At 71.2% G+C, this 19,864-nt stretch carries 19 protein-coding genes; 11 read left to right on the plus strand and 8 right to left on the minus strand.

Translation table 11 applies throughout. The features are described 5' to 3' along the window. Position 1: 1 nt before the first annotated feature. The 3 genes from AC1DE0_RS02690 to AC1DE0_RS02700 all read left to right on the plus strand — a co-directional run bounded on the left by AC1DE0_RS02690 (position 2) and on the right by AC1DE0_RS02700 (position 3,868). Entirely contained in the window at positions 2–1,165 is a 1,164-nt protein-coding gene (locus tag AC1DE0_RS02690) for a response regulator (RefSeq protein WP_478096835.1), read from the plus strand. Further along, a complete protein-coding gene (locus tag AC1DE0_RS02695; RefSeq protein ID WP_478096837.1) occupies positions 1,162–2,796 on the plus strand; it encodes a peptide ligase PGM1-related protein in 1,635 nt (544 codons plus the stop codon). The genes AC1DE0_RS02690 and AC1DE0_RS02695 overlap by 4 nt, the downstream gene beginning before the upstream one ends. A gap of 352 nt (positions 2,797–3,148) precedes the next feature. Next, complete coding sequence (locus AC1DE0_RS02700) at positions 3,149–3,868, plus strand: Crp/Fnr family transcriptional regulator (RefSeq protein ID WP_478096839.1); 720 nt, start codon at positions 3,149–3,151, stop codon at positions 3,866–3,868. A 12-nt stretch (positions 3,869–3,880) separates the two neighbouring features. Here AC1DE0_RS02700 and AC1DE0_RS02705 read toward each other — a convergent pair whose 3' ends face one another. Then, positions 3,881–5,584: an aminotransferase class V-fold PLP-dependent enzyme gene (locus tag AC1DE0_RS02705; protein WP_478096841.1), complete on the minus strand. Its 1,704-nt coding sequence runs from the start codon at positions 5,582–5,584 to the stop codon at positions 3,881–3,883. Positions 5,585–5,727: 143 nt separating this feature from the next. Then, the gene (locus AC1DE0_RS02710; RefSeq protein WP_478096843.1) at positions 5,728–6,243 is read right to left on the minus strand and encodes an LppU/SCO3897 family protein; all 516 of its coding nucleotides are present in this window, start codon (positions 6,241–6,243) and stop codon (positions 5,728–5,730) included. Positions 6,244–6,413: 170 nt separating this feature from the next. Here AC1DE0_RS02710 and AC1DE0_RS02715 point away from each other — a divergent pair, with 170 nt between their 5' ends. Together AC1DE0_RS02715 and AC1DE0_RS02720 are read left to right on the plus strand one after the other, a co-directional pair. After that, complete coding sequence (locus AC1DE0_RS02715) at positions 6,414–7,745, plus strand: M16 family metallopeptidase (protein WP_478096845.1); 1,332 nt, start codon at positions 6,414–6,416, stop codon at positions 7,743–7,745. Further along, positions 7,742–9,130, plus strand: coding sequence for a M16 family metallopeptidase (locus AC1DE0_RS02720; protein ID WP_478096847.1), 1,389 nt, complete (start codon positions 7,742–7,744; stop codon positions 9,128–9,130). Before AC1DE0_RS02715 ends, AC1DE0_RS02720 begins: the two co-directional genes overlap by 4 nt. Before the next feature lie 85 nt (positions 9,131–9,215). Here the strand turns inward: AC1DE0_RS02720 and AC1DE0_RS02725 are convergent, their stop codons facing one another. The 5 genes from AC1DE0_RS02725 to AC1DE0_RS02745 all read right to left on the minus strand — a co-directional run bounded on the left by AC1DE0_RS02725 (position 9,216) and on the right by AC1DE0_RS02745 (position 13,704). Beyond that, positions 9,216–9,782 (minus strand): N-acetyltransferase family protein, encoded by a 567-nt coding sequence (locus AC1DE0_RS02725; RefSeq protein ID WP_478096849.1) that lies wholly within the window; start codon positions 9,780–9,782, stop codon positions 9,216–9,218. 43 nt (positions 9,783–9,825) lie between these two features. Continuing rightward, the gene (gene hisN, locus AC1DE0_RS02730; protein WP_478096851.1) at positions 9,826–10,617 is read right to left on the minus strand and encodes a histidinol-phosphatase; all 792 of its coding nucleotides are present in this window, start codon (positions 10,615–10,617) and stop codon (positions 9,826–9,828) included. A gap of 114 nt (positions 10,618–10,731) precedes the next feature. Beyond that, a complete protein-coding gene (rsgA, locus tag AC1DE0_RS02735) occupies positions 10,732–11,775 on the minus strand; it encodes a ribosome small subunit-dependent GTPase A (RefSeq protein WP_478096853.1) in 1,044 nt (347 codons plus the stop codon). Continuing rightward, entirely contained in the window at positions 11,772–13,172 is a 1,401-nt protein-coding gene (aroA, locus tag AC1DE0_RS02740; RefSeq protein ID WP_478096856.1) for a 3-phosphoshikimate 1-carboxyvinyltransferase, read from the minus strand. Before aroA ends, rsgA begins: the two co-directional genes overlap by 4 nt. Before the next feature lies 1 nt (position 13,173). Then, complete coding sequence (locus AC1DE0_RS02745) at positions 13,174–13,704, minus strand: DoxX family protein (protein WP_478096858.1); 531 nt, start codon at positions 13,702–13,704, stop codon at positions 13,174–13,176. 142 nt (positions 13,705–13,846) lie between these two features. Here AC1DE0_RS02745 and AC1DE0_RS02750 point away from each other — a divergent pair, with 142 nt between their 5' ends. The 4 genes from AC1DE0_RS02750 to rsrA are packed head-to-tail and all read left to right on the plus strand — an operon-like array spanning position 13,847 to position 16,486. Then, positions 13,847–14,692: an SOS response-associated peptidase gene (locus AC1DE0_RS02750; protein WP_478096860.1), complete on the plus strand. Its 846-nt coding sequence runs from the start codon at positions 13,847–13,849 to the stop codon at positions 14,690–14,692. Next, the gene (locus AC1DE0_RS02755) at positions 14,689–15,330 is read left to right on the plus strand and encodes an alpha/beta hydrolase family protein (RefSeq protein WP_478096862.1); all 642 of its coding nucleotides are present in this window, start codon (positions 14,689–14,691) and stop codon (positions 15,328–15,330) included. The genes AC1DE0_RS02750 and AC1DE0_RS02755 overlap by 4 nt, the downstream gene beginning before the upstream one ends. 17 nt (positions 15,331–15,347) lie before the next feature. Continuing rightward, positions 15,348–16,202 (plus strand): sigma-70 family RNA polymerase sigma factor, encoded by an 855-nt coding sequence (locus tag AC1DE0_RS02760; RefSeq protein ID WP_478096864.1) that lies wholly within the window; start codon positions 15,348–15,350, stop codon positions 16,200–16,202. Further along, a complete protein-coding gene (rsrA, locus tag AC1DE0_RS02765) occupies positions 16,199–16,486 on the plus strand; it encodes a mycothiol system anti-sigma-R factor (RefSeq protein ID WP_478096866.1) in 288 nt (95 codons plus the stop codon). The genes AC1DE0_RS02760 and rsrA overlap by 4 nt, the downstream gene beginning before the upstream one ends. Positions 16,487–16,621: 135 nt before the next feature. On the opposite strand, the gene AC1DE0_RS02770 is transcribed toward rsrA, so the two are convergent. Beyond that, positions 16,622–16,696 carry a 50S ribosomal protein bL37 gene (locus tag AC1DE0_RS02770; RefSeq protein ID WP_369791897.1) on the minus strand — a complete coding sequence of 25 codons (75 nt, stop codon included), beginning with the start codon at positions 16,694–16,696 and terminating at the stop codon, positions 16,622–16,624. Between the two features lie 458 nt (positions 16,697–17,154). Between AC1DE0_RS02770 and AC1DE0_RS02775 the strand changes: the two genes are divergently transcribed. Both AC1DE0_RS02775 and AC1DE0_RS02780 read left to right on the plus strand, forming a co-directional pair. Continuing rightward, complete coding sequence (locus AC1DE0_RS02775; RefSeq protein ID WP_478096868.1) at positions 17,155–18,465, plus strand: HD-GYP domain-containing protein; 1,311 nt, start codon at positions 17,155–17,157, stop codon at positions 18,463–18,465. After that, positions 18,462–19,757: an HD-GYP domain-containing protein gene (locus AC1DE0_RS02780; RefSeq protein ID WP_478096871.1), complete on the plus strand. Its 1,296-nt coding sequence runs from the start codon at positions 18,462–18,464 to the stop codon at positions 19,755–19,757. Before AC1DE0_RS02775 ends, AC1DE0_RS02780 begins: the two co-directional genes overlap by 4 nt. Positions 19,758–19,864: the final 107 nt, after the last annotated feature.

Below are 19,864 nucleotides of genomic sequence, written 5' to 3' on the forward strand. Positions count from 1 at the left end.
GATGGCCTCGCTCGCGCCGACCGTCGCGCCCCTCACCGGGGTGTCGGTCCTCGTCGTGGACGACCTGGAGCAGAACCGCAAGCTCATGCACGCGGTGCTCGAGCCCCGTGGCTTCATCGTCAGGTCGGAACCGTCCGGGGCAGCGGCCCTGCACGCGCTGACGGAGACCGACGTCGACGTGGTCCTCCTCGACGTGCTGATGCCGGAGATGGACGGCTACGAGACGTGCGCCCGGATCAAGGCAGACCGTCGCACCGCGATGCTCCCTGTCGTGATGGTGACCGCGAGCGGCACCCAGGAGCGGCTTCGTGCGCTGGAGGTGGGCGCGGACGACTTCATCACGAAGCCCTTCGACCAGGCCGAGCTGGTGGCGCGCGTCCGGTCGCTCGCACGGGTCAAGCGCCTGCACGCCACGGTCCTCGAACAGGCGGCGGCGCTCGAGCGGTGGAACACGGAGCTGGAGTCGCGGGTCGAGGCGCAGGTCGAGGACCTGCAACGACTCAACCGGCTGCGGCGCTTCCTCTCACCCCAGATCGCCGGGCTCATCGTCGAGTCCGGTGACGAGTCCTTCCTCGAGAGCCACCGTCGCGACATCACGACAGTCTTCACCGACCTGCGCGGGTTCACCGCCTTCGCCGAGACCGCCGAACCGGAGGAGACGACCTCGGTCCTGCGTGACTACCACGCTGCCCTGGGCGAGCTCGTGTTCGCCTACGAGGGCACGCTGGAGCACTTCGCCGGAGACGGGCTCATGGTGTTCTTCAACGACCCGCCACCGTGCCCCGACGCCCCCGAGCGCGCCGTCCGGATGGCGCTGGCCATGCGTGACCGCGTCGACGATCTCGCGGAGTCCTGGCGTCGACGAGGGCACGACCTCGGCTTCGGGGTCGGGATCGCCCAGGGGTACGCGACGCTGGGCCGAGTCGGCTTCGAGGGGCGCTGGGACTACGCCGCGATCGGCACGGTGACCAACGTGGCAGCGCGCCTGTGCGCGACGGCAGCGGCGCGTCAGGTGCTCATCAGTCCCCGCGTCCGTGCGGGACTGGACGGACGGTTCGAGACACGGTCTCTCGGACCGCTCGAGCTGCGCGGCATCGCGCGTCCCCTCGAGGTCCATGAGGTCCTGGGTCTGTCCGACGACACCGAGACGCAGGAGGCACCGTGACGCACGACCGAACACCCGACGCCTTTGCCGCGGACGGCCTGGCGAGCCTGTCCGAGGACGACCGGGGACGGCTCTACGACGACCTCCAGGGGCGGCTCGCCGACGTCTGGAGGCTGTTTCGACACGACGACCCCACCGAGTCGGTCGTCGTCGTACCGTCCATGAGCGTCGACCGGATCGGCCACTGGTCGGGTGCGCTGAACCAGGCCATGGAGGAGCGGTTCCTGTTCATGCTGCTCCTGCTGCGTCAGCCTCGACTTCGCCTGGTGTACGTCTCGTCGATGCCCATCGACGAGGCGATCATCGAGTACTACCTCTCACTCCTGCCCGGGGTCATTCCGAGCCACGCACGTTCCCGACTGTCGCTGGTGTCGGTCGGCGACTCGTCGCCCGCCCCCCTCACGGACAAGCTGCTGGCACGGCCCCGGGTGCTCGCGCGCATCGCCTCGCTCGTCCCCGACATCGGGCGCTCCCACCTCATCCCCTACAACAGCACGACGCAGGAGCGTGACCTCGCGCTCCTGCTCGGCATCCCCATGTATGCCGCCGACCCACGCCTGTTCCCGTTGGGCACGAAGAGCGGCTGCCGCCGGGTCTTCGCAGAGTCCGGCGTCGAGTTCCCGTTCGGCGCAGAGGACCTGCACACGTCGGACGACCTGCTGGAGGCCGCCCTCGCCCTGCGTCGGGCCCGCCCGGCGGCGCAGTGGGCGATGGTCAAGCTCAACGAGGGGGCGTCGGGCTCCGGCAACGCGCTGGTCGACCTGCGCGACCTGCCGGCGGACCACCACGACGGGGCGGAGAACGACGGGCTCCGGACGGCCGTCGCAGAACGCGTCGGCGCCATGCAGCTCGAGGACGCGCACGTCGAGGCCGAGACGTACCTGCGCCGGCTCGACGAGCGGGGAGGCATCCTCGAGGAGCGTGTCGTGGGCGACGAGGTCCGCAGCCCGAGCGTCCAGATGCGAGTCACCCCGGTAGGCGAGCTCGAGATCCTGTCGACCCACGACCAGGTGCTCGGCGGACCGACCGGACAGATGTACCTCGGGGCGCGCTTCCCCGCCGACCCGGCATACGCGACCACGATCACGCGCGAGGCCGAGAAGGTGGGCCGGGTGCTCGCCGACAAGGGCGTCCTTGGCCGGTTCGCCCTCGACTTCGTGGTCGTGCGGCACGGCTCCCGCTGGGAGGCCCACGCGATCGAGGTGAACCTGCGCAGGGGAGGGACCACGCACCCGTTCCTGACGCTCCAGTTCCTCACCGACGGCACCTACCTGCACGAGGAAGGCCTCTTCCGCACACCGGCCGGCGAGGTGCGCCACCTCGTCGCCACCGACCACCTGGAGGACCCCGCGCTGAAGGGCCTCCGGGTGGAGGACCTCTTCGACCTCATCGCCCGAACCGGTCTGCACTTCGACCAGTCCCGCCAGTCGGGGGTCGTCTTCCACATGATCAGCTCGATCACCGAGTGCGGGCAGGTCGGGATGACGGCGATCGGGGACACGCCAGACTCCGCCCAGGATGTGTTCGACCGGGCGGAGTCGGCGTTGCTCGCCGAGGCGCGCGCGTCTCTGGCGCCCCTTCCAGTACCGCTCCCGGTGCCCCTTCCGGGACGCCTCGGCGAGGGTCCGTGATGAGCTCTCAGGGGGCGATCGAGCCGGAGTGGATGAGTGCTCCGACGAAGGCCTGGTGCCACGTGAGTCGCGCCCTGCCGGCTCGGGCCGATGCGCCACCGCAGCTGCACTCCCAGGCCCAGCCCCCGTGGCGCGACCGGGCAACTCGGGGATGGTGGTGCGCCAGGTCTGCGTGGGACCTCCGCTGCGTCACTGAGGTGGTCATCGGAATGCCTTTCGTCTGTGGAGAATTCACTCCGGAACGAACTGTTTCTGCCTTCACGCAGCACCATCTCGCCGGCGGACGCGCCTGTCTGTGCCCACGGCGACACAGCGCGGGGGAGCGGGTCGTGACCGCGCCCCTGGTCCGGCGATGACTCGACCGATCGGACTCCTCGCCGAGCTGCCCCCGGCTGAGCGCCAGGCCGTGCTCGCCCGGATGAGCCAGCACACGTACGCCGTCGGAGAGGTGATCTGCACCGAGGGAGACCCTGCCGACGCCGTCCACTTCGTCGTGGGAGGGCGGATGGTGGCTCGCCGTGCGTCCCCGGACGGTGACGTCCACGCGTATGCCGTGATCGGGCCCGGCCAGGCCTTCGGGGAGATCGCCATGATCCGACGGGAACGTCGGCGCACCGCGACCATCGAGGCCCTCGAGCCGACCGTCACCCTGAGCCTCAGGTTCGCCGACTTCGAGCAGCTCTGCGCGGCCCACCCGGAGGTGAACCGCCTGCTCCTGCGCCTGCTCGCCGCGCGGGTGACGCGCCTGACCGACGCCTTGATGCAGGCCCTGCACGAGCCTGCCGAGCAGCGCGTCGTCCGGGTGCTGCTCTCGCTCAGTGGGCACTACTCCTCGCCGGCTCGACAGGACCAGACGGTCACCGTGACCCTGAACCAGACCGTGCTCGCCGAGCTCGCCGGGGTCACCCGCCCGACGGCCAACCGGGTCCTGCGGCGCCTCGAGGGCAGCGGCACGATCGACCTCGACCGCGGCCGGGTCCACATCCTCGACGTGAGCGCCCTGCGGCACGCCGAGGGTCTCGAGCCGGTCGAACCCAGAGAAAACAGGCCGGACGGCCTACGTCCTCGGTGACGCCGCCGCCCGTCAGCGGGACACGCTGGACACCGGCAGCTCGAACCACCGCAGGTGGTCGAAGTCGACGTTCACGTGGGCCTCGTCACAGCGCTGCGGCTCGGCCCACCCGAGGATCGCGCGGGCCTCGTCGAGATAGCCCGCCAGCGCCTCCTCTCCGGCCCGCTCGAGCTGGGCGGGGTAGGTGAGGCGTCCGTCGCCGAAGCCGATCTCGTCGAGGCGCAGGGGCGGCTCAACGGGGCCGTTGCGGTGTCTCCACAGGCCGGTCGCCGGCTCGAAGTCGTAGTCGCCGAGGAGGCGCCAGCCGTCGCGGGCCACGAGGCGCACCGCGTCGATGACGTAGTCGGCGACCACGTCGGAGATGAAGTAGTTGAAGTTGACCCGCACCCAGCCGGGCTTGATGCCCTCGCAGCCCCGGCCGATCTCGCGCTCGAACTCGTGCGACCGCTCGAGGTCGATGCCGAGCAGGTAGTGGCCATAGGGCCCCGCGCACGAGCAGCCACCGCGAGCCTGGATGCCGAAGAGGTCGTTGAGCACGGCCACGACGAAGTTGTGGTGGAGGTAGCGCTCGCCCTGGGCATGGACGACGAACGACACGATCGAGAGTCGTTCTGCTGCAAGGTTGCCCAGGATCTCGACGGAGGGCTCCGCCTGCCAGGCCTGCACGGCACGCTGGAGGAAGCGGTCCTCGTGGGCCCGGATCGTCTCGACACCGACCGCCTGCTTGAGCTTGAAGACGAGCCCGGCCCGGATCGCCTCGATGATGGCGGGAGTGCCGCCCTCCTCGCGGTGCGCGGGGTCGGCGACGTAGTCGTGGGCGGCGGGGTTGACGTAGCTGACGGTTCCGCCGCCCGGCACGTCGGGCACGCGGTTGGTCATGAGCTCACGGCGCACGACGAGGACGCCAGGGGTGCTCGGGCCGCCGATGAACTTGTGAGGGCTGAGGAAGACGGCGTCCTTGTACGCGTTCGGGTGGGCGACCCCCCGCCCGCCGCGGCCGTACATCTCGATGTCGACGTACGGCGCCGCGGCGGCGTAGTCCCAGAACGCGAGGGCGCCGTGCTCGTGCAGCAGTGTCGAGATGGCGTCGGTGTCGGTGACGATGCCGGTGACGTTGCTCGCCGCGGAGAAGGATCCGATCAACAGCGGGCGGTGGGCGTACGCCGTCAACCGCTCGCGCAGCACGGTGAGGTCGACGTGGCCGTCGAGGTCCTGCGGGATGACGACGACGTCGGCGACGCACTCACGCCACATGACCTCGTTGGAGTGGTGCTCGTAGGGCCCGATGAAGATCACCGGTCGTTCGTCGGCCGGCACGAGATCGCTTGCGTGCCAGCGGTCCTCGAAGTTCGAGGGCACCCTCAGGCCCAGGATGCCGACGAGCTTGTCGATCGCTCCGGTGCAGCCCGAGCCGGCGAAGACGACGACGGTCTCGTCGTCGCCGCCGACGGCGTCGCGGATGGTGCGCCGGGCGTCCTCGCGCAGCCGCGTCGTCTGGAGCCCGGTGCCCGAGCTCTCGGTGTGCGTGTTGGCGTAGCGGGGGAGCACCTCGTCGCGGATGAAGTCCTCGATGAACCCGAGCGCCCTGCCGGACGCCGTGTAGTCGGCGTACGTCACCCGGCGCGGACCGTAGGGGCCGTACATGACGTGGTCGTCGCCGATGACGCTCGCCCGGATCGTGGCGAGCAGGTCGTCGCGGTCGCTGAGGTCAGCCATGCTCAAACCATAGCGCAAAGTGATGCTATCTGTTCAAACCATAACTGTTGATTAATCCACCAGCGTCCGGGTACGACGACGCCCCTGCCGACCACGGTCGGCGGGGGCGTGGGCAGGGGCGTCGTCGGCCGGAGCTGGTGGCGTCAGCGCACTGCGCCGAGGCAGATCGTGTTGCCGATCGTCTCGCCCTTCTCGGACTCGAAGAAGGTCATCGTCGTGGCCTCGTACGGCGAGCAGGTCTGGTCGGCGGACGACTCGAGCGTGTCCTTCTTGATGAAGACGACCTTGAAGTCGGCGCCCTTGTCGCCGCAGTCGACGGCGGTGATCGAGTCGTCGTCGCCGCGCTGCACGCACTGGCCGATCGACAGGGTGTCGGCGGCCGGCTTGTCCGAGAGCATGTAGCCGAGGCCGAACTTGGCGAGGAGCACCACGGCCACGGTGCCGATCGCCGAGAGGATCTTCTTGCGCTTGGATGCCGACCCCGTGGTGGCGGGGGCCACCGCCGCCGGCGGCACGGGGGACGCCGGGGTGGCGGGCGTCGTCTCCGTCGCTGCCGGCGTGGCGGGCGTCGACTCCGGCGTGGCGGGCGTCGACTCCGGCGTGGCGGGCGTCATGTCGGGCGTCGTCGGCGACGGGTCGGTGGTGGGCTGCTCGGGCATGGTGGAACGCTCCTCGTGGAGAAAGTTGTGACCCCTGTGATGGCCTCAATACGCCGCGACGCGTGGTGCGGTCGCGCCAGCAGATTGTGCCGGGTCGCCGATGCGCGTAGTGCCCGCTCGCTCTCCGGAGCGATAACAACTTCGCAAAGTTGTCGCATAGGGTCGAGCCCGTGACAGCGATCTCCTACCCCCTCGTCGAGCGGACGCTGGCCAACGGCCTGCGGGTCATCGTCAGCGAGGACCACACGGTGCCCAACGTCGCGGTGAACCTCTGGGTGGGCGTCGGCAGCCGCCACGAGAGCCCGGGCCGCACCGGTTTTGCCCACCTCTTCGAGCACCTCATGTTCCAGGGCAGCCGGAACGTCGCCTCGGGCGAGCACTTCTCGGCCCTCATGGACGAAGGTGCCCGGCTCAACGCGACCACGTGGTTCGACCGGACCAACTACTTCGAGACGGTGCCGACGGGCGCGATGGAGCTCGCGCTGTGGCTCGAGGCCGACCGTCACGGCCACCTGCTGGACGCCGTGACGCAGGAGAACCTGGACAACCAGCGAGACGTCGTCAAGGAGGAGAAGCGCCAGCGCTACGACAACGTGCCCTACGGCAAGGCGCTCATCGACATCTACGCGACGGCCTTTCCCGAGGGCCACCCGTACCACCACCCCACGATCGGCTCGATGGAGGACCTCGACGCGGCCACGCTCGAGGACGTCCACGCGTTCTACCGGGCTCACTACGGGCCCAACAACACCGTGCTCACGCTCGTCGGTGACGTGACGCCGGAGGACGGCTTCGCCGCGGCCGACAAGTACTTCGGTCCGCTCCCGGCGATCGAGCTGCATGCGCGCGAACGCCTCCAGCAGCTGCCCCCGCTGTCCGAGCCCGTACGCCTCGACCGCGTGGGCGACGTGCCCAACGACCGCATCTACGTGTGCTTCCGGCTGCCGGTCGACACGACACCGGACTATCTGGCCTGCCAGGTCGCCGTCGACGTGCTCGGCGGGCTGGCCAGCTCGCGCCTGGTGCGGCGCCTCGTGCGCACCGACGAGACCGCCGTCGCCGTCGGCGGCTGGACCATGGGTCTCGTCGACGGGGTCGGTCTCGGCACCATCACCGTCGACGTCTCCGCCGGTGCTGACGTCGAGCAGGTCGAAGCGGCGGTCTGCGAGGAGATCTCGCGCTTCATCGCCGAGGGGCCGGACGCCGCCGAGCTCGAGTCCGTCATCGCCGACACCGAGCGTTCCTGGCTCAGCGCGCTCGCGAGCATCGAGGAGCGCGCCGACCACATCAGCCACCACGCGCTGCTGACGGGCGACCCGGCATACGTCAACACGTTCGTCGAGCGCATCCGCGCGGTGACGGCCGAGCAGGCGCGGTCCGCCGCGCAGGAGTGGCTCGACCCCCGTTCACGTGCGGTCGTGCGCTATCTCGCAGACCCGGGGCTGCCCGTCGAGGAGCCTGAGGACGAGAACACCACCAAGGACTCGGAGGAGGCCGCATGACCGCCGTCGCCCGCCCCGTGGTGGCCCCGCCCGAGCCGTGGGACTTCCCCGAGGGGCTCACGCACGACCTGCCCAACGGCCTGAGACTCGTCACCTACGACGTGCCGGGACAGTACGTCCTGTCCGTTCGGCTCGGGCTGCCGGTGTCGCTCCGAGACGAGCCCCGCGAACGCGAGGGCGTGGCCTCGATCATGGCCCGAACGCTCGACGAGGGCACCGCCAACCACACGGCCGAGGAGTTCGCGCGCCTGCTCGAGCGCAAGGGCGTGAGCTTCGGAGCCGGCATGGCCGACGCGGGCCTGTCGATCGACCTGGACGTCGTCAAGGGCAACCTCGAGCCGGCGCTCGACCTGCTGCGGCAGATCCTCACCGAACCGGTGTTCCCACAGGCCGAGGTGGCGCGCCAGGTGCGCACCCGCCTCGCGGAGATCGAGCAGGAGCGCTCGGTCGCCGCTCACCGCGCGGGCCTGGAGTTCGTGCGCACGTTCTACGCTGCCGACGACCGGTCGTCGCGACCCACGGGCGGCACGCCTGAGACCGTCCAGGCGATCACCCGCGACGATGTCGCGGCTTTCCACGAGAAGCACGTCGTCGCAGCGGGAGTCACGGCCGTCGTCGCCGGAGACCTCGACGGCATCGACGTCCCCGCGCTCGTCGAGTCGGCGCTAGGGGGCTGGCAGAAAGGGCCGTCGGACCGCGCGCGGCACCTCGACCACGCAGCCGCACTCGCCGCCGACCGCGGTCGCATCGTGCTCGTCTCGCGTCCGGGGTCGGTGCAGACCGAGTTCGTCATCGGTGCGCCCGGTCCCGACCGGTCGGTCGAGGGCGGCTGGGCGCCCTACCCGGTGCTCGGCTTCGTGCTCGGCGGGTCCCCGAACGCGCGGGTCGACGCCGTGCTGCGCGAGGAGAAGGGCTACACCTACGGCATCCGGTCGAGCTTCCGCCCACGTCGGCGTGGGGGAGTGTTCCTCACCTCCGGTTCGGTGCGCGCCGACTCGACGGCGGAGTCACTCCAGCTGCTCGTGGAGATCCTCGAGAGCGGTCGAAAAGGCTTCAGCGACAAGGAAGTCCGTTCCGGCGTCGATTTCATCGCGAAGACGGCGCCCGGACGCTACGCCACTGCCGACACCATTGCCGACGAGGCCGTCGGCATGGCCCTCGACGGTCGCACCACAGAGTTCACGACAGCGAACCTGCACGACCTCGCCACGGTCGACCGCGCTCGTGTCGACGCGGCATACGCCCGGTTCGCTGCGGCGGCCGGCATCGGCGCCGGCGCACCCGGCACGGGCTGGACCATCGTGATCGTCGGTGACGCGTCGGAGCACCTCGAGGCGCTGCGGGCGCTGGGCCTCGGCGACGTCACCGTGATCCAGGACGCCTGACCCACCGCCACAACCCACCGAACGCGGCGTTCGGTCTCGAACGCGCCGTTGGAACACGGCGTTCGACGCCGAACGCGGCGTTCGGTCAGTGCTGGTGGGCGAGGAGCCGCTCCATCACGTAGTCGTCCTCGTGGACGCCGCCGACGAGGAAGCGCTTGGTGCCCACGCGCTCGAAGCCGCTCTTGGCGTAGAAGCGCTGGGCCCGCTCGTTCTGCTGGTTGACACCGAGCCAGACTCCGGCGGCTCCGGCACCCCGGGCCCAGTCGAGGCCGCGCTCCATGAGCAGTGCCGCGGCGCCCGAGCCGTGCGCCTCGGGCAGGACGTAGATCTTCGACAGCTCGACGGTGGGCCGGTGGCGGATCGCCGCGCGGACGTCGTCGTCGCCCGGCTCGCCGGCCACGAGCATGGCGTAGCCGAGGGCGGCGCCCGGGCGTTCGGCGAGCAGGACGTGGCGGTCGGGATCGGCGAGGTACGCGGTGAAGCGCTCGGGCGAGAGGACCTCCGAGACGAAGGCCTGGACGCGCTCGGCCGACATCGAGGGAGGGCAGGCCAGCACGAACGTGGCGGCCGCCACCGCGGCGAGAGTCGGCACGTCCTCCGCGCCGGCCGGTCGCACGGAGGCGGTGGTGCCCAGGCCCTGCGAGCTGGTCATGTCGAAAGCAGCTGTCGCAGTGAACAACCCGTCGTCAGGCAGCTCATTCTGAGGGCATCCCGATGCGGCTCAGCACCTCGTCGTGCAGCAGTCCGTTCGTCGCCAGGGCGTTGCCGCTCCAGCAGCCGTCCCGGCCGTCGAGCCCGGTGAACCGGCCGCCGGCCTCCTCGACGATGGCCACGAGCGCCGCCATGTCGTGCACGGCGAGCTCGGGCTCGGCCGCGATGTCGGCCGCCCCCTCGGCGACGAGCATGTAGGACCAGAAGTCGCCGTAGGCGCGGGTGCGCCAGCAGTCGTCCATGAGGTCGAGGAAGTCGTCGCGGCGACCGCGCACCCGCCACCCCGCGAGCGAGGAGTAGGACAGCGACGCGTCTCCGAGCCTGCCGACCTTCGAGACCGAGATCCGTCGGGCCGACGAGAGCGATCGTCCGGTCCACGCACCGGACCCGGTCGCCGCCCACCAGCGCCTCTGGAGAGCGGGCGCCGCCACGAGCCCGAGGACCGGTTCGTTGTCGACGACGAGGCCGATCAACGTGGCCCAGACGGGCACGCCTCTCACGAAGTTCTTCGTGCCGTCGATGGGGTCGATGATCCAGCGGCGCGGGCCGTGCCCCGTGGTCTCGAACTCCTCGCCCTCGACGGCGTCGCGTGGCCGGGTGCGCTTGAGCTGGGAGCGCACGAGCTCCTCGGCGGCCCGGTCGGCGTCGGTCACCGGCGTCAGGTCGGGCTTGTCCTCGACGACGAGGTCGGCGGCCCGGAAGCGGCCGATGGTCACCCGCTCGACGGCATCCGCGAGGACGTGGGCCAGACGGAGGTCGTCGTCGTAGGAGGTCACCGGGTCAACCTAGCGGCATCACCCGGCACGTGGGCGGGGAGCACCCGGCATCCGGGCGCGCCTGCACGGATCCTCAACGGTCGCACACACCCAGAGGCCGTATGCCGCTGCGGCTCAGTGCTCCTCGCCCGACCGGCTCGAGAGGAGCCGACGCAGTGATGCGAGTCGCGACGGCCCGGCAGCACCGGCGTGGCCGCCGGCGACCCAGGCGTCTAGGGCGCACTCCTCCTCGTCGTGGGTGCAGCCGCGTGGGCACTCGTCGGTGCCGGCGGCGAGGTCGGGGAAGTGGTCGATGATGCGGTTGACGTCGATGTGGGCCAGACCGAAGGACCGGATCCCGGGAGTGTCGATGACCCACCCGTCGTCGGCCCCGTCGGCACCGCGGAGGCGCAGCGCCACCGCGTTGGTCGAGGTGTGCCGGCCGCGGCCCGTCGTGTCGTTGACGACGCCGGTGGCCCGGAGGGCACCGGGCACCAGACCGTTGACCAGCGTGCTCTTGCCGACGCCGGAGTGCCCGACGAGCACGGAGACCTTGCCGGACAAGCGCGCCCGCAGGTCCTCGAGGCCGGTGAAGTCGTCGGCGGTGCGCGACGTGACGACGTGCTCGACCTCGAGCGGTGCGTAGTTGGCGAGGAACGGGGCCGGGTCGACGAGGTCGGCCTTGGTCAGGGCGAGCAGCGGCTCGAGGTCGGCGTCGTAGGCGGCGACGAGGCACCGGTCGACCATGCGGGGCCGGGGCTCGGGGTCGGCGAGCGCGGTGACGATGACGAGCTGGTCGGCGTTGGCCACGATGATGCGCTCGTAGGGGTCGGTGTCGTCAGCCGTGCGGCGCAGGACCGACCGGCGCTCCTCGATGCGGACGATCCGGGCCAGCGCATCGGGTCCGCCGGCGAGGTCGCCGACGAGCGCGACGTCGTCGCCGACCACGACGCGGGTGCGCCCGATCTCGCGCGCCTTCATGGCGGTGACGACCCGCTCGGGCTCCTTCTTGCCGAGGGCGCCCTTCGGCACCAGGCAGGTGTAGCGGCCACGGTCGACCCCGATGACCATGGCGATCACGGCGTCGGCGTGTGCCGGCCGCTCCTTGGTGCGGGGCCTCGATCCCTTGCGGCTGGGGCGGACCCTGATGTCCCCCTCGTCGAGGTCCCGCCAGCTCATCGAGGAAGCACCACGGATGCCGAGCCGTCGAGCATGCCGTGCCAGAGGCCCACGAAGTCGGGCAGCGTCTTGCGGGTGGTGCCGATGTCCTCGACCTGGACGGCCGGGACTCGCAGGCCGATGATGGCGCCGGCCGTGGCCATGCGGTGGTCGTGGTAGCTGCGGAAGCGTCCGCCGTGCAGGGTCGACGGGGCGATGCGCAGGCCGTCCTCGGTCTCGGTGACCCGCGATCCTAGGGCGCCGAGCTCGGTGGTGAGCGCCGCGAGGCGGTCGGTCTCGTGCCCGCGGATGTGGGCGACCCCGCGGATCCAGGTCGGGGTCGAGGCCAGGGCTGCCAGGGCAGCCACGGTGGGCGTCAGCTCGGCCGCGTCGTGCAGGTCGATGTCGATCCCGACCAGCTCGCCGGTGCCCACGACGGTGAGCCCGGCCCGGTCGAGCCGGACGTCGGCCCCCATTGTGTCGAGGATCTCGCGGAGCAGGTCGCCGGCCTGGGTCGTGTGCTGCGGCCAGCCGGGAACACGCACCGTGCCACCGGCGACGAGGGCGGCGGCGATGAACGGGCCGGCGTTGGAGAGGTCGGGCTCCACCGAGACGTCGAGCGCGTTGATCTCGGAGGGCTCCACCCGCCACGTGTTGGTCTCGCTGTCGTCGACGATGGCGCCGGCGTCGCGCAGCGTCTCGACGGTCATGAGGATGTGCGGCTCGCTCGGCACCGGTTTGCCGTCGTGGTGCACGGTGACGCCGTCGTCGTAGCGGGCGCCGGCGAGCAGCAACGCGGAGATGAACTGCGACGACGCCGAGGCGTCCATGGTGACGGAGCCGCCGGCGACACGCCCGCGCCCGTGGACCGTCAAGGGGAGGCAGCCACCGTCGTCGTCGACGTCGGCACCCAGAGCGCGCAGAGCGGCGATGACCGGACCCATCGGCCGCACCCGGGCCTGGGGGTCGCCGTCGAGGCGCACCGGGCCGTCGGCGAGGGCCGCGACCGCTGGCAGGAAGCGCATGACGGTTCCGGCGAGGCCGCAGTCGACCGTGACGCCGCCGGTCAGGGTCTCGGGTGGTGTCACCAGCCAGTCGGGAACGGCCCCGGGCGTGCCCGCCGGCGACTCGCCCTCGGGTGCCACGTCGTCGATGCGGACTCCCAGCGAGCGCAGCGCGTCCGCCATGAGCAGCGTGTCGCGCGAGCGCAGCGGCGCACGGAGGCGTGAGCGGTCGCCGGCCAGCGCGGCCAGCACGAGGTAACGGTTGGTGAGGGACTTGCTGCCCGGCAGCACCACCGTCGCGTCGAGAGGACCGGGGGCGAGCGGAGCCGCCCAGTCCGGCTCGGCCGTCAGGGTGCCGCCGGACGCGGCACCGGTCGGGGAGGGGGACTGGGGCGATGGATCAGCGGGACTCAACTCAGCTCACGACGTCCTGTGCTCGATGGGCGAGGAGGCGAGCCTCGCGCTTGGCGGTGTTCCTGGCGTGCCGCGCCTCGCGGCGCGTGGTCTTCGTGGCGTGCTGGGCGCGCCAGGCGAGGCCAGGCTTGCCCTCGGTGTCGACGGCGGCAAGGAGCAGGCCACCGAGCAGACCGACGTTCTTGAGGAACAGGCTGCGGCTCTGGGCCTTGCGGGTCGGGTCGGTCTCCTCCCAGAACGCGTGCTCGATCGCCGTCGTCGGCACCACGGAGGCCGCGAGCACGGTGGAGGCGAGACGCGGAAGGCGACCGGTCGCGAGGAGCACCCCGCCGCCCAGCAGGGCCGCGCCGTTGACCCGCACGAAGAGGTCGGGGTCCTTCGCCGCGACCTCAGCCCCCGGCACCTGCCCGGGCACCTTCTGCAGCAGGTGTGCTGCTTGGTCGGTGCGTGCGGCCGGATGGCGCAGCGCCTCGACGCCGGCGGCGACGAAGACGGATGCGAGAAGCGGACGGGCGAGACGGCGGACGATCATGCGGAACTCCTCCTCCGGCCGGCGGCGCGAACCCGCGCCGTGGCCATGGTGGACCTGTGGACACCTACGGTATCGACATACCCACGGCCCCGGAGCCCGCGCCCACCCGCGGGCGCCGGTCACCCGGCATACGCTGTCCCGCATGTGCGGGAGGTATGCCGCGAGCGCGCGGCCCGACGAGCTCATCGAGGCCTTCGACGTCGACGAGGACCACATGGCCGAGCCCGCTCGCAGCGTGCTCAAGAACCCCCAGAGCCCGCCTGCCGGCGAGCCCGACTGGAACATGGCGCCCTCGAAGCAGGCGCCCGTCGTGCTGACCCGGCGACCCCGTGGCAGCGAAGGTCCCGGCGAGGACTCCGAGCCGACCCGACAGCTCCGCCTTCTCACGTGGGGCCTCGTGCCGGCGTGGTCCAAGGACGTGAAGATGGGGCTGCGCATGACCAACGCGCGCGCTGAGTCGGTGCTCGGCAAGGGTGCCTTCGCCAAGGCCGCCCTCTCTCGCCGGTGCATCGTCCCGGCCGAGGGCTGGTACGAGTGGCAGGTCTCGCCGACGGCCGTCGACGCGAAGGGCAAGCCGCGCAAGCAGCCGTTCTTCATCCACCGCGCCGACCGGGCGCCCGTCGCGTTCGCCGGCCTCTACGAGTTCTGGCGCGACAAGGAGCTGCCCGACGGCGACCCCGGTGCGTGGCTCACGACGTTCACCATCATCACGACGGCAGCCGACCCGGGTATGGACCGCATCCACGACCGGCAGCCTCTCGTCCTCGAGCGCGGGCAGTGGGAGCAGTGGCTCGACCCCGACGAGAAGGACCCCGGCTACGTCCAGGGCGTGCTCGAGTTCGCCGACCCGGGCCGCTTCGAGGCCCACCCCGTGAGCCGGGCCGTGGGTGCCACCGCCAACAACGGGCCCACCCTCACCTCGCCGGTCGCGGCATCCGAGCTCGAGGGGGTCGTCGACCCCATGACGGGCGAGGTGATCGGAGCGTGAGCGGCCCGACGAAGGCCACGGTGCGCGAGATCGAGACCCCCGGCGGTCCCGGCCGCGCGCACGTCCAGCGCCCCGTGCGCCCACGCGGAACCGCGGTGCTCGGCCACGGCGCTGGAGGGGGCCTGGGCGCGATCGACCTCGCCATCGCCCGCGAGGTGCTCCTCGGCGCCGGCTGGGCCGTCGTGCTCGTGGAGCAGCCCTGGCTCGTCGCCGGCCGCAAGGTCGCCGGACGGCCGCCCACGCTCGACGCCGCCTGGGTGCCGATCGTCGAGGCGCTGCTCAGCGGTCGCGGGAAGCTGCCCCGACCGCTCGTCGTCGGTGGCCGCAGCGCCGGGGCCCGCGTCGCCTGTCGCACCGCGGGTCCGCTCGAGGCCGACGCAGGACTGCTGCTGAGCTTTCCCCTGCACCTGCCGGGCCAGCCCGACAAGCTGCGGGCCCACGAGCTCGCCCTGGCGCCCGACCCGTCCTGGGTCGTGCAAGGCACACACGACACCTTCGGCACCCCCGACGAGCTGCGCCCCCACCTGCCCGCGGGCACGAGCCTGCTCGAGGTCCCGGGTGCCCACAGCTACCCGAAGGGCTCTCGCAGTGCCCTGACCCGGGCCCTCACCTCGATCGCGGGAATGCTGCCCGGCTAGGTGTCGTTGCAGCAGGCATGGTCACGAGCCGCACCCGCGCACCCGACGACGCCTCCGTGCTGCCCTGGCACGGCCAGCCCGTGGAGCACGGCCGGAACGTCCAGCCCGCCGGACTAGGCTGGACCGCGATGGCAAAGGACAAGAACACCGACCCCAGCGCCGCCCTGCGGCTGGCCGACCCGGGTGTGGCCGCAGCCGGCGCGCCCGTCGACGAGGCGGCTGCCCAGCAGGCGGCCGACGCGAGCGTCGACGTCGCGGCCGAGAACGAGCCCGACCGTCGCGCCCGCTTCGAGCGCGAGGCGATGCCCCTGCTCGACCAGCTCTACAGCGCCGCACTGCGCACGACACGCAACCCCAGCGACGCCGAGGACCTCGTCCAGGAGACGTTCGCGAAGGCGTACGCCGCGTTCCACCAGTACCGACCGGGCACCAACCTCAAGGCGTGGATGTACCGCATCCTCACCAACACGTACATCAACAGCTACCGCAAGAAGCAGCGCCAGCCCCTCGAGTCCGACTCGGCCGAGATCGAGGACTACCAGCTCGCGCGCGCCGAGTCGCACACGTCCTCCGGACTGCGCTCGGCAGAGGCGGAGGCGCTCGACCACCTGCCCGACAGCGACGTCAAGCGCGCTCTCCAGTCGATCCCGGAGGAGTTCCGCCTCGCGGTCTACTTCGCCGACGTCGAGGGCTACTCCTACAAGGAGATCGCCGAGATCATGGACACGCCCATCGGCACCGTGATGAGCCGCCTGCACCGGGGGAGGCGCCAGCTGCGCGAGCTCCTCTCGGCGTATGCCGCCGACCGCGGTTTCGTCGCAGCCGGCACCGCCGGTGCCCCGGGCGACGGCACGGAAGGAAGCCGGTCATGAACGAGCACACGGCGGGCGCGCCCGGCAACGAGACGCGCACGGACTGCTCCGAAGCGCTGCTGCGGGTCTACGAGTACCTCGACGGCGAGCTGGGTCCCGAGGAGTGCGCCAAGATCCAGGCGCACCTCGACGAGTGCGGCCCGTGCCTCAAGGAGTACGACCTCGACACCACCCTCAAGTCGCTCATCAAGCGCTCCTGTGAGTGCGAGCAGGCGCCGGAGGCGCTGCGCATGACGATCATGTCGCGCATCTCCCTGACCGTGATCCAGGTCGAACGCGGCTGAGCCAGGCGCTCGCGTCTCGTCCGGCCGCGCGGGCGCGACGTGACCCCTACGCTTTGCCCGGCCTGAACCGGCCAGCGCAGACACGACGAAGGCCCGCCCCGATCTGATCGGGTGCGGGCCTTTGGCGTCTGCGGCTCAGGCGTTGGGCTTGCGGCCGTGGTTGGCGGCGTTGCCCTTGCGGGAGCGGCGCTTGCGGGCGCGCTTGCTCATCGTCGGCTCTCCTTGGTGCTGCTGCGGTCTCGTCCCCGTACGGGCACGAAGCCCCGATTCTTCCACAACCGGACTGAGCGGCCCAATTGGGGGACGATTCGCCCACCTGGTTGGCCCTTCAACGGTAAAATCTTGGTATGGATCCGGTCGACGGCGATCGGATCCCTTACGTGCGCCTGCCGATTCTGGGACGCTGCCTACCGAGGGAAACCTCAGTTGTTCTGTGCTGCCGCAGCAACGCCCCTCCATGGCGCACGCATCCGGAACACCTTTTGAAGTCAAGGAGCCCCCCAACATGTTCGCTGCCCTGCTGTCAGCACTCGCCTCAAACGACTACGCCACTCGCGCCCTCCTCTCACTGTCCAGTGTCTGGGGCTGGGGCGGCTGAGTCCAACCACCCTTCTCGAGACGGCACCGGGGCCTGAGGGGCCCGGTGCCGTCGCGCTACCGTGGACGACGTGAGCAAGACGACCGTCGTGACCGTCCGGTCACGGTGGTTACCCGCATACCTCGGGGGCGTTCTGGCGCTCTCCCTGGCGACCGGGATCCTGGCGTGGATGAGGCTGCCTCGGCCCGAGCTGTGGCCGCTCCTGCTGCTCTGTCTGATGGGCATCGTCAGCTTTCAGATCCGAGAGCTCGACGTGGGTTTGAAGATCAGCTTCTCGTTCCTGTCGATCATCCTCGTGGCCTCGGCCGCGATCTCGGGCGTCTTCGGTGCCTGGGTCGTGGGATCTGTGTCCATGCTCATCGACCGCGACCAGCGACGGTGGTCGGCAACGATGTTCAACGCGGCCATGAGCGGCCTGCTCGGGGCAGCCGGTGCCCTGACGTATGCGCTGCTCGGCGGAGTCGAGGGCGACGGCATGCTGGGCATGCACACGAGTGACCTCGCCGCCAGGGTCGGGTGGCCGCTGCTCGCCGCAGACGTCGTGGCCTGCCTCGTGAACGCCGTGCTCCTCTCCGGCGTGATTCACCTCGACCAAGGCGTCCCGTTCGGAGTCCAGCTGCGGCGCGTGCTCACCGGGTCCGGTGTCGCCTACATCGGCTACGGCATCATCGGGCTGCTCTTCGTGATCCTGTGGTTCCCCGCAGAGCTGGGAGCCTTCAGCGCGCTGCTCATCATGGCGCCGCTCCTGGCTGCGAGATGGGCGTTCGTCCAGTACGGCGAGGAGATGCGCTCGCACGAACGGACGATCGACACGCTGGTGACCGCCCTCGGCACGAAGGAGCCGACGGCAGTCGAGCGGAGCCAGCGGGTGGCCGCCCTCGCCGAGTGGGTGGCCGAAGAGCTCGGGCTGCCCCCGGGCCAGATCGGCACGGTGCGGTACGCCGCGACCCTGCACGAGATCGGCCACCTCGGCGTCGCCACCCGGCTGCTGCGCCGCCCGGCGGACTCGCTGACGACGGCCGAGCGAAGAGTCCTGGACCGGCACTGCGTCATGGGCGCCCGGATGATCGAGGGCATCGACTTCCTCGAGGACGCGCGGTCTGGCATCCGCCACCAGCACGAGCGCTTCGACGGCAGCGGGCGGCCCGACGGCATTGCGGGCGACGCGATCCCGGTCGCCGCGCGCATCGTCGCCGTCGTCGCAGCGGTCGAGCGCGCGTTCCTCGACCCGGCGACCAGCGGCCGGGCGGCCATCGCCGACGTCGCCCGGCAGCTCCAGGGCGACCCCGGCCGTTTCGACCCCGAGGTCGTGGCGGCCGCCATCGTCGCGCTGGACAAGCACGGTGTGCCGGCCAGGACACCCACGGGGGTGGCGCCATGACGGGCACGCTGAGGCGTGAGCCGGTCGCCGCAGTCCTGGGCCTGCTCGGTCTGGTCGTCTCACTGGTCGTGACGATCCGCAGCGGCGACGTGCCCCCGCTGCGAGACCAGGCCACCTTCGCCGCGGTCGCCACATTCGCGCTGGCGATCGTGCTGGGGGAGTGGTTCCACCTCTCCGCACCCGGCTTCCGCGGCGGGGCGCCCATCGCCATGGCCGCTGCGTTCGGGCTCGCCCTGACCACCGAGATGCCGGCCGGCGAGCAGTTGCCCTACGGCCCGGCCTTCGTGCTGTCGGTGACGGCCGTGTCGATGGCACTCGGAGCGACGGTGCGCGTCGTCGCCGGTCGAGAGACGAGCATCGTGGAGACGACGGGCCGCTTCGTCGCGATCCTCGTGGCCACGCTGGTCTACCGCGTCGCCGTGCTCGGGCAGGACCCCGCAACGCCCGCCGCCGACAAGACCCCGGTGCCGTGGCAGCACGCGCTCCTCCTGCTCGGCATCTGCATGCTCGCCCTCGTCACCGACGCACTCTTCACCTCGGTCATGCGGGTCCTGTCGGCCGCCGTCAGCCTGAGGCGCACCTTCGTCGAGGAGTTCCAGTCGTCGTTCGCGCTGTCGATGGCAGTGGCGGTGACCGGCGTCCTCGTGGCCCTCTCCGCCCGACCGCTCGGCGTCGTGGCCCTGCCCCTCTTCCTGATGCCGCTGGTGCTCACGCTCTTCGCGTTCCGCCGCTACGTCAGCATCCGAGCCACCTACCTCCAGAGCATCCGCACCCTGTCCCGTCTCACCGACGCGGCCGGCTACACCCCGGCAGGCCATTCGGAGCGCGTCGCAGCCCTCTCGGTGCGGGTGGGCCGCGAGCTCGGCCTGTCCGAGCGTGAGCTGCTCGACCTCGAGTACGCCGCACTGCTGCACGACATCGGCCAGGTGGCGTTGGTCGAGCCGATCCCGGGTGGTGCGACGGTGCTCGCCGCGCCGGCGGACCAGCGTCGCATCGAGGCCGACACCGTGGCGATCGTGCGCGAGACGGGCGTCTTCGACGGCGTGGCCAAGATCCTCGAGCACCAGACGACCCCGTACCGCCAGGTGCGCGAGCTCGGCGAGGAGATTCCAATGACGAGCCGCATCGTCAAGGTGGTCAACGCCTACGAGGACCTCACGGCCGGAGCCCGCAGCGCACGGGCACGCGACGCGGCCGTGGAGCGCATCTACCTCGGGCTCGGCTACGAGTACGACCCGCGAGTCGTCGACGCGCTGCTCAAGTCGATCGACAGCGGCGTCCAGGCCGGCTGAGACTGCGGTCACACCGGGCGCCGCGCTCTGGGCCGAGGCCTCCCGCCGTGCCAGACTGACGGCTTCGGGCAACCCCCGTCGCGAGAACGAACCCCTGCAGGCCAGAC

It is taken from the genome of Terrabacter sp. 05T424, assembly GCF_056396225.1.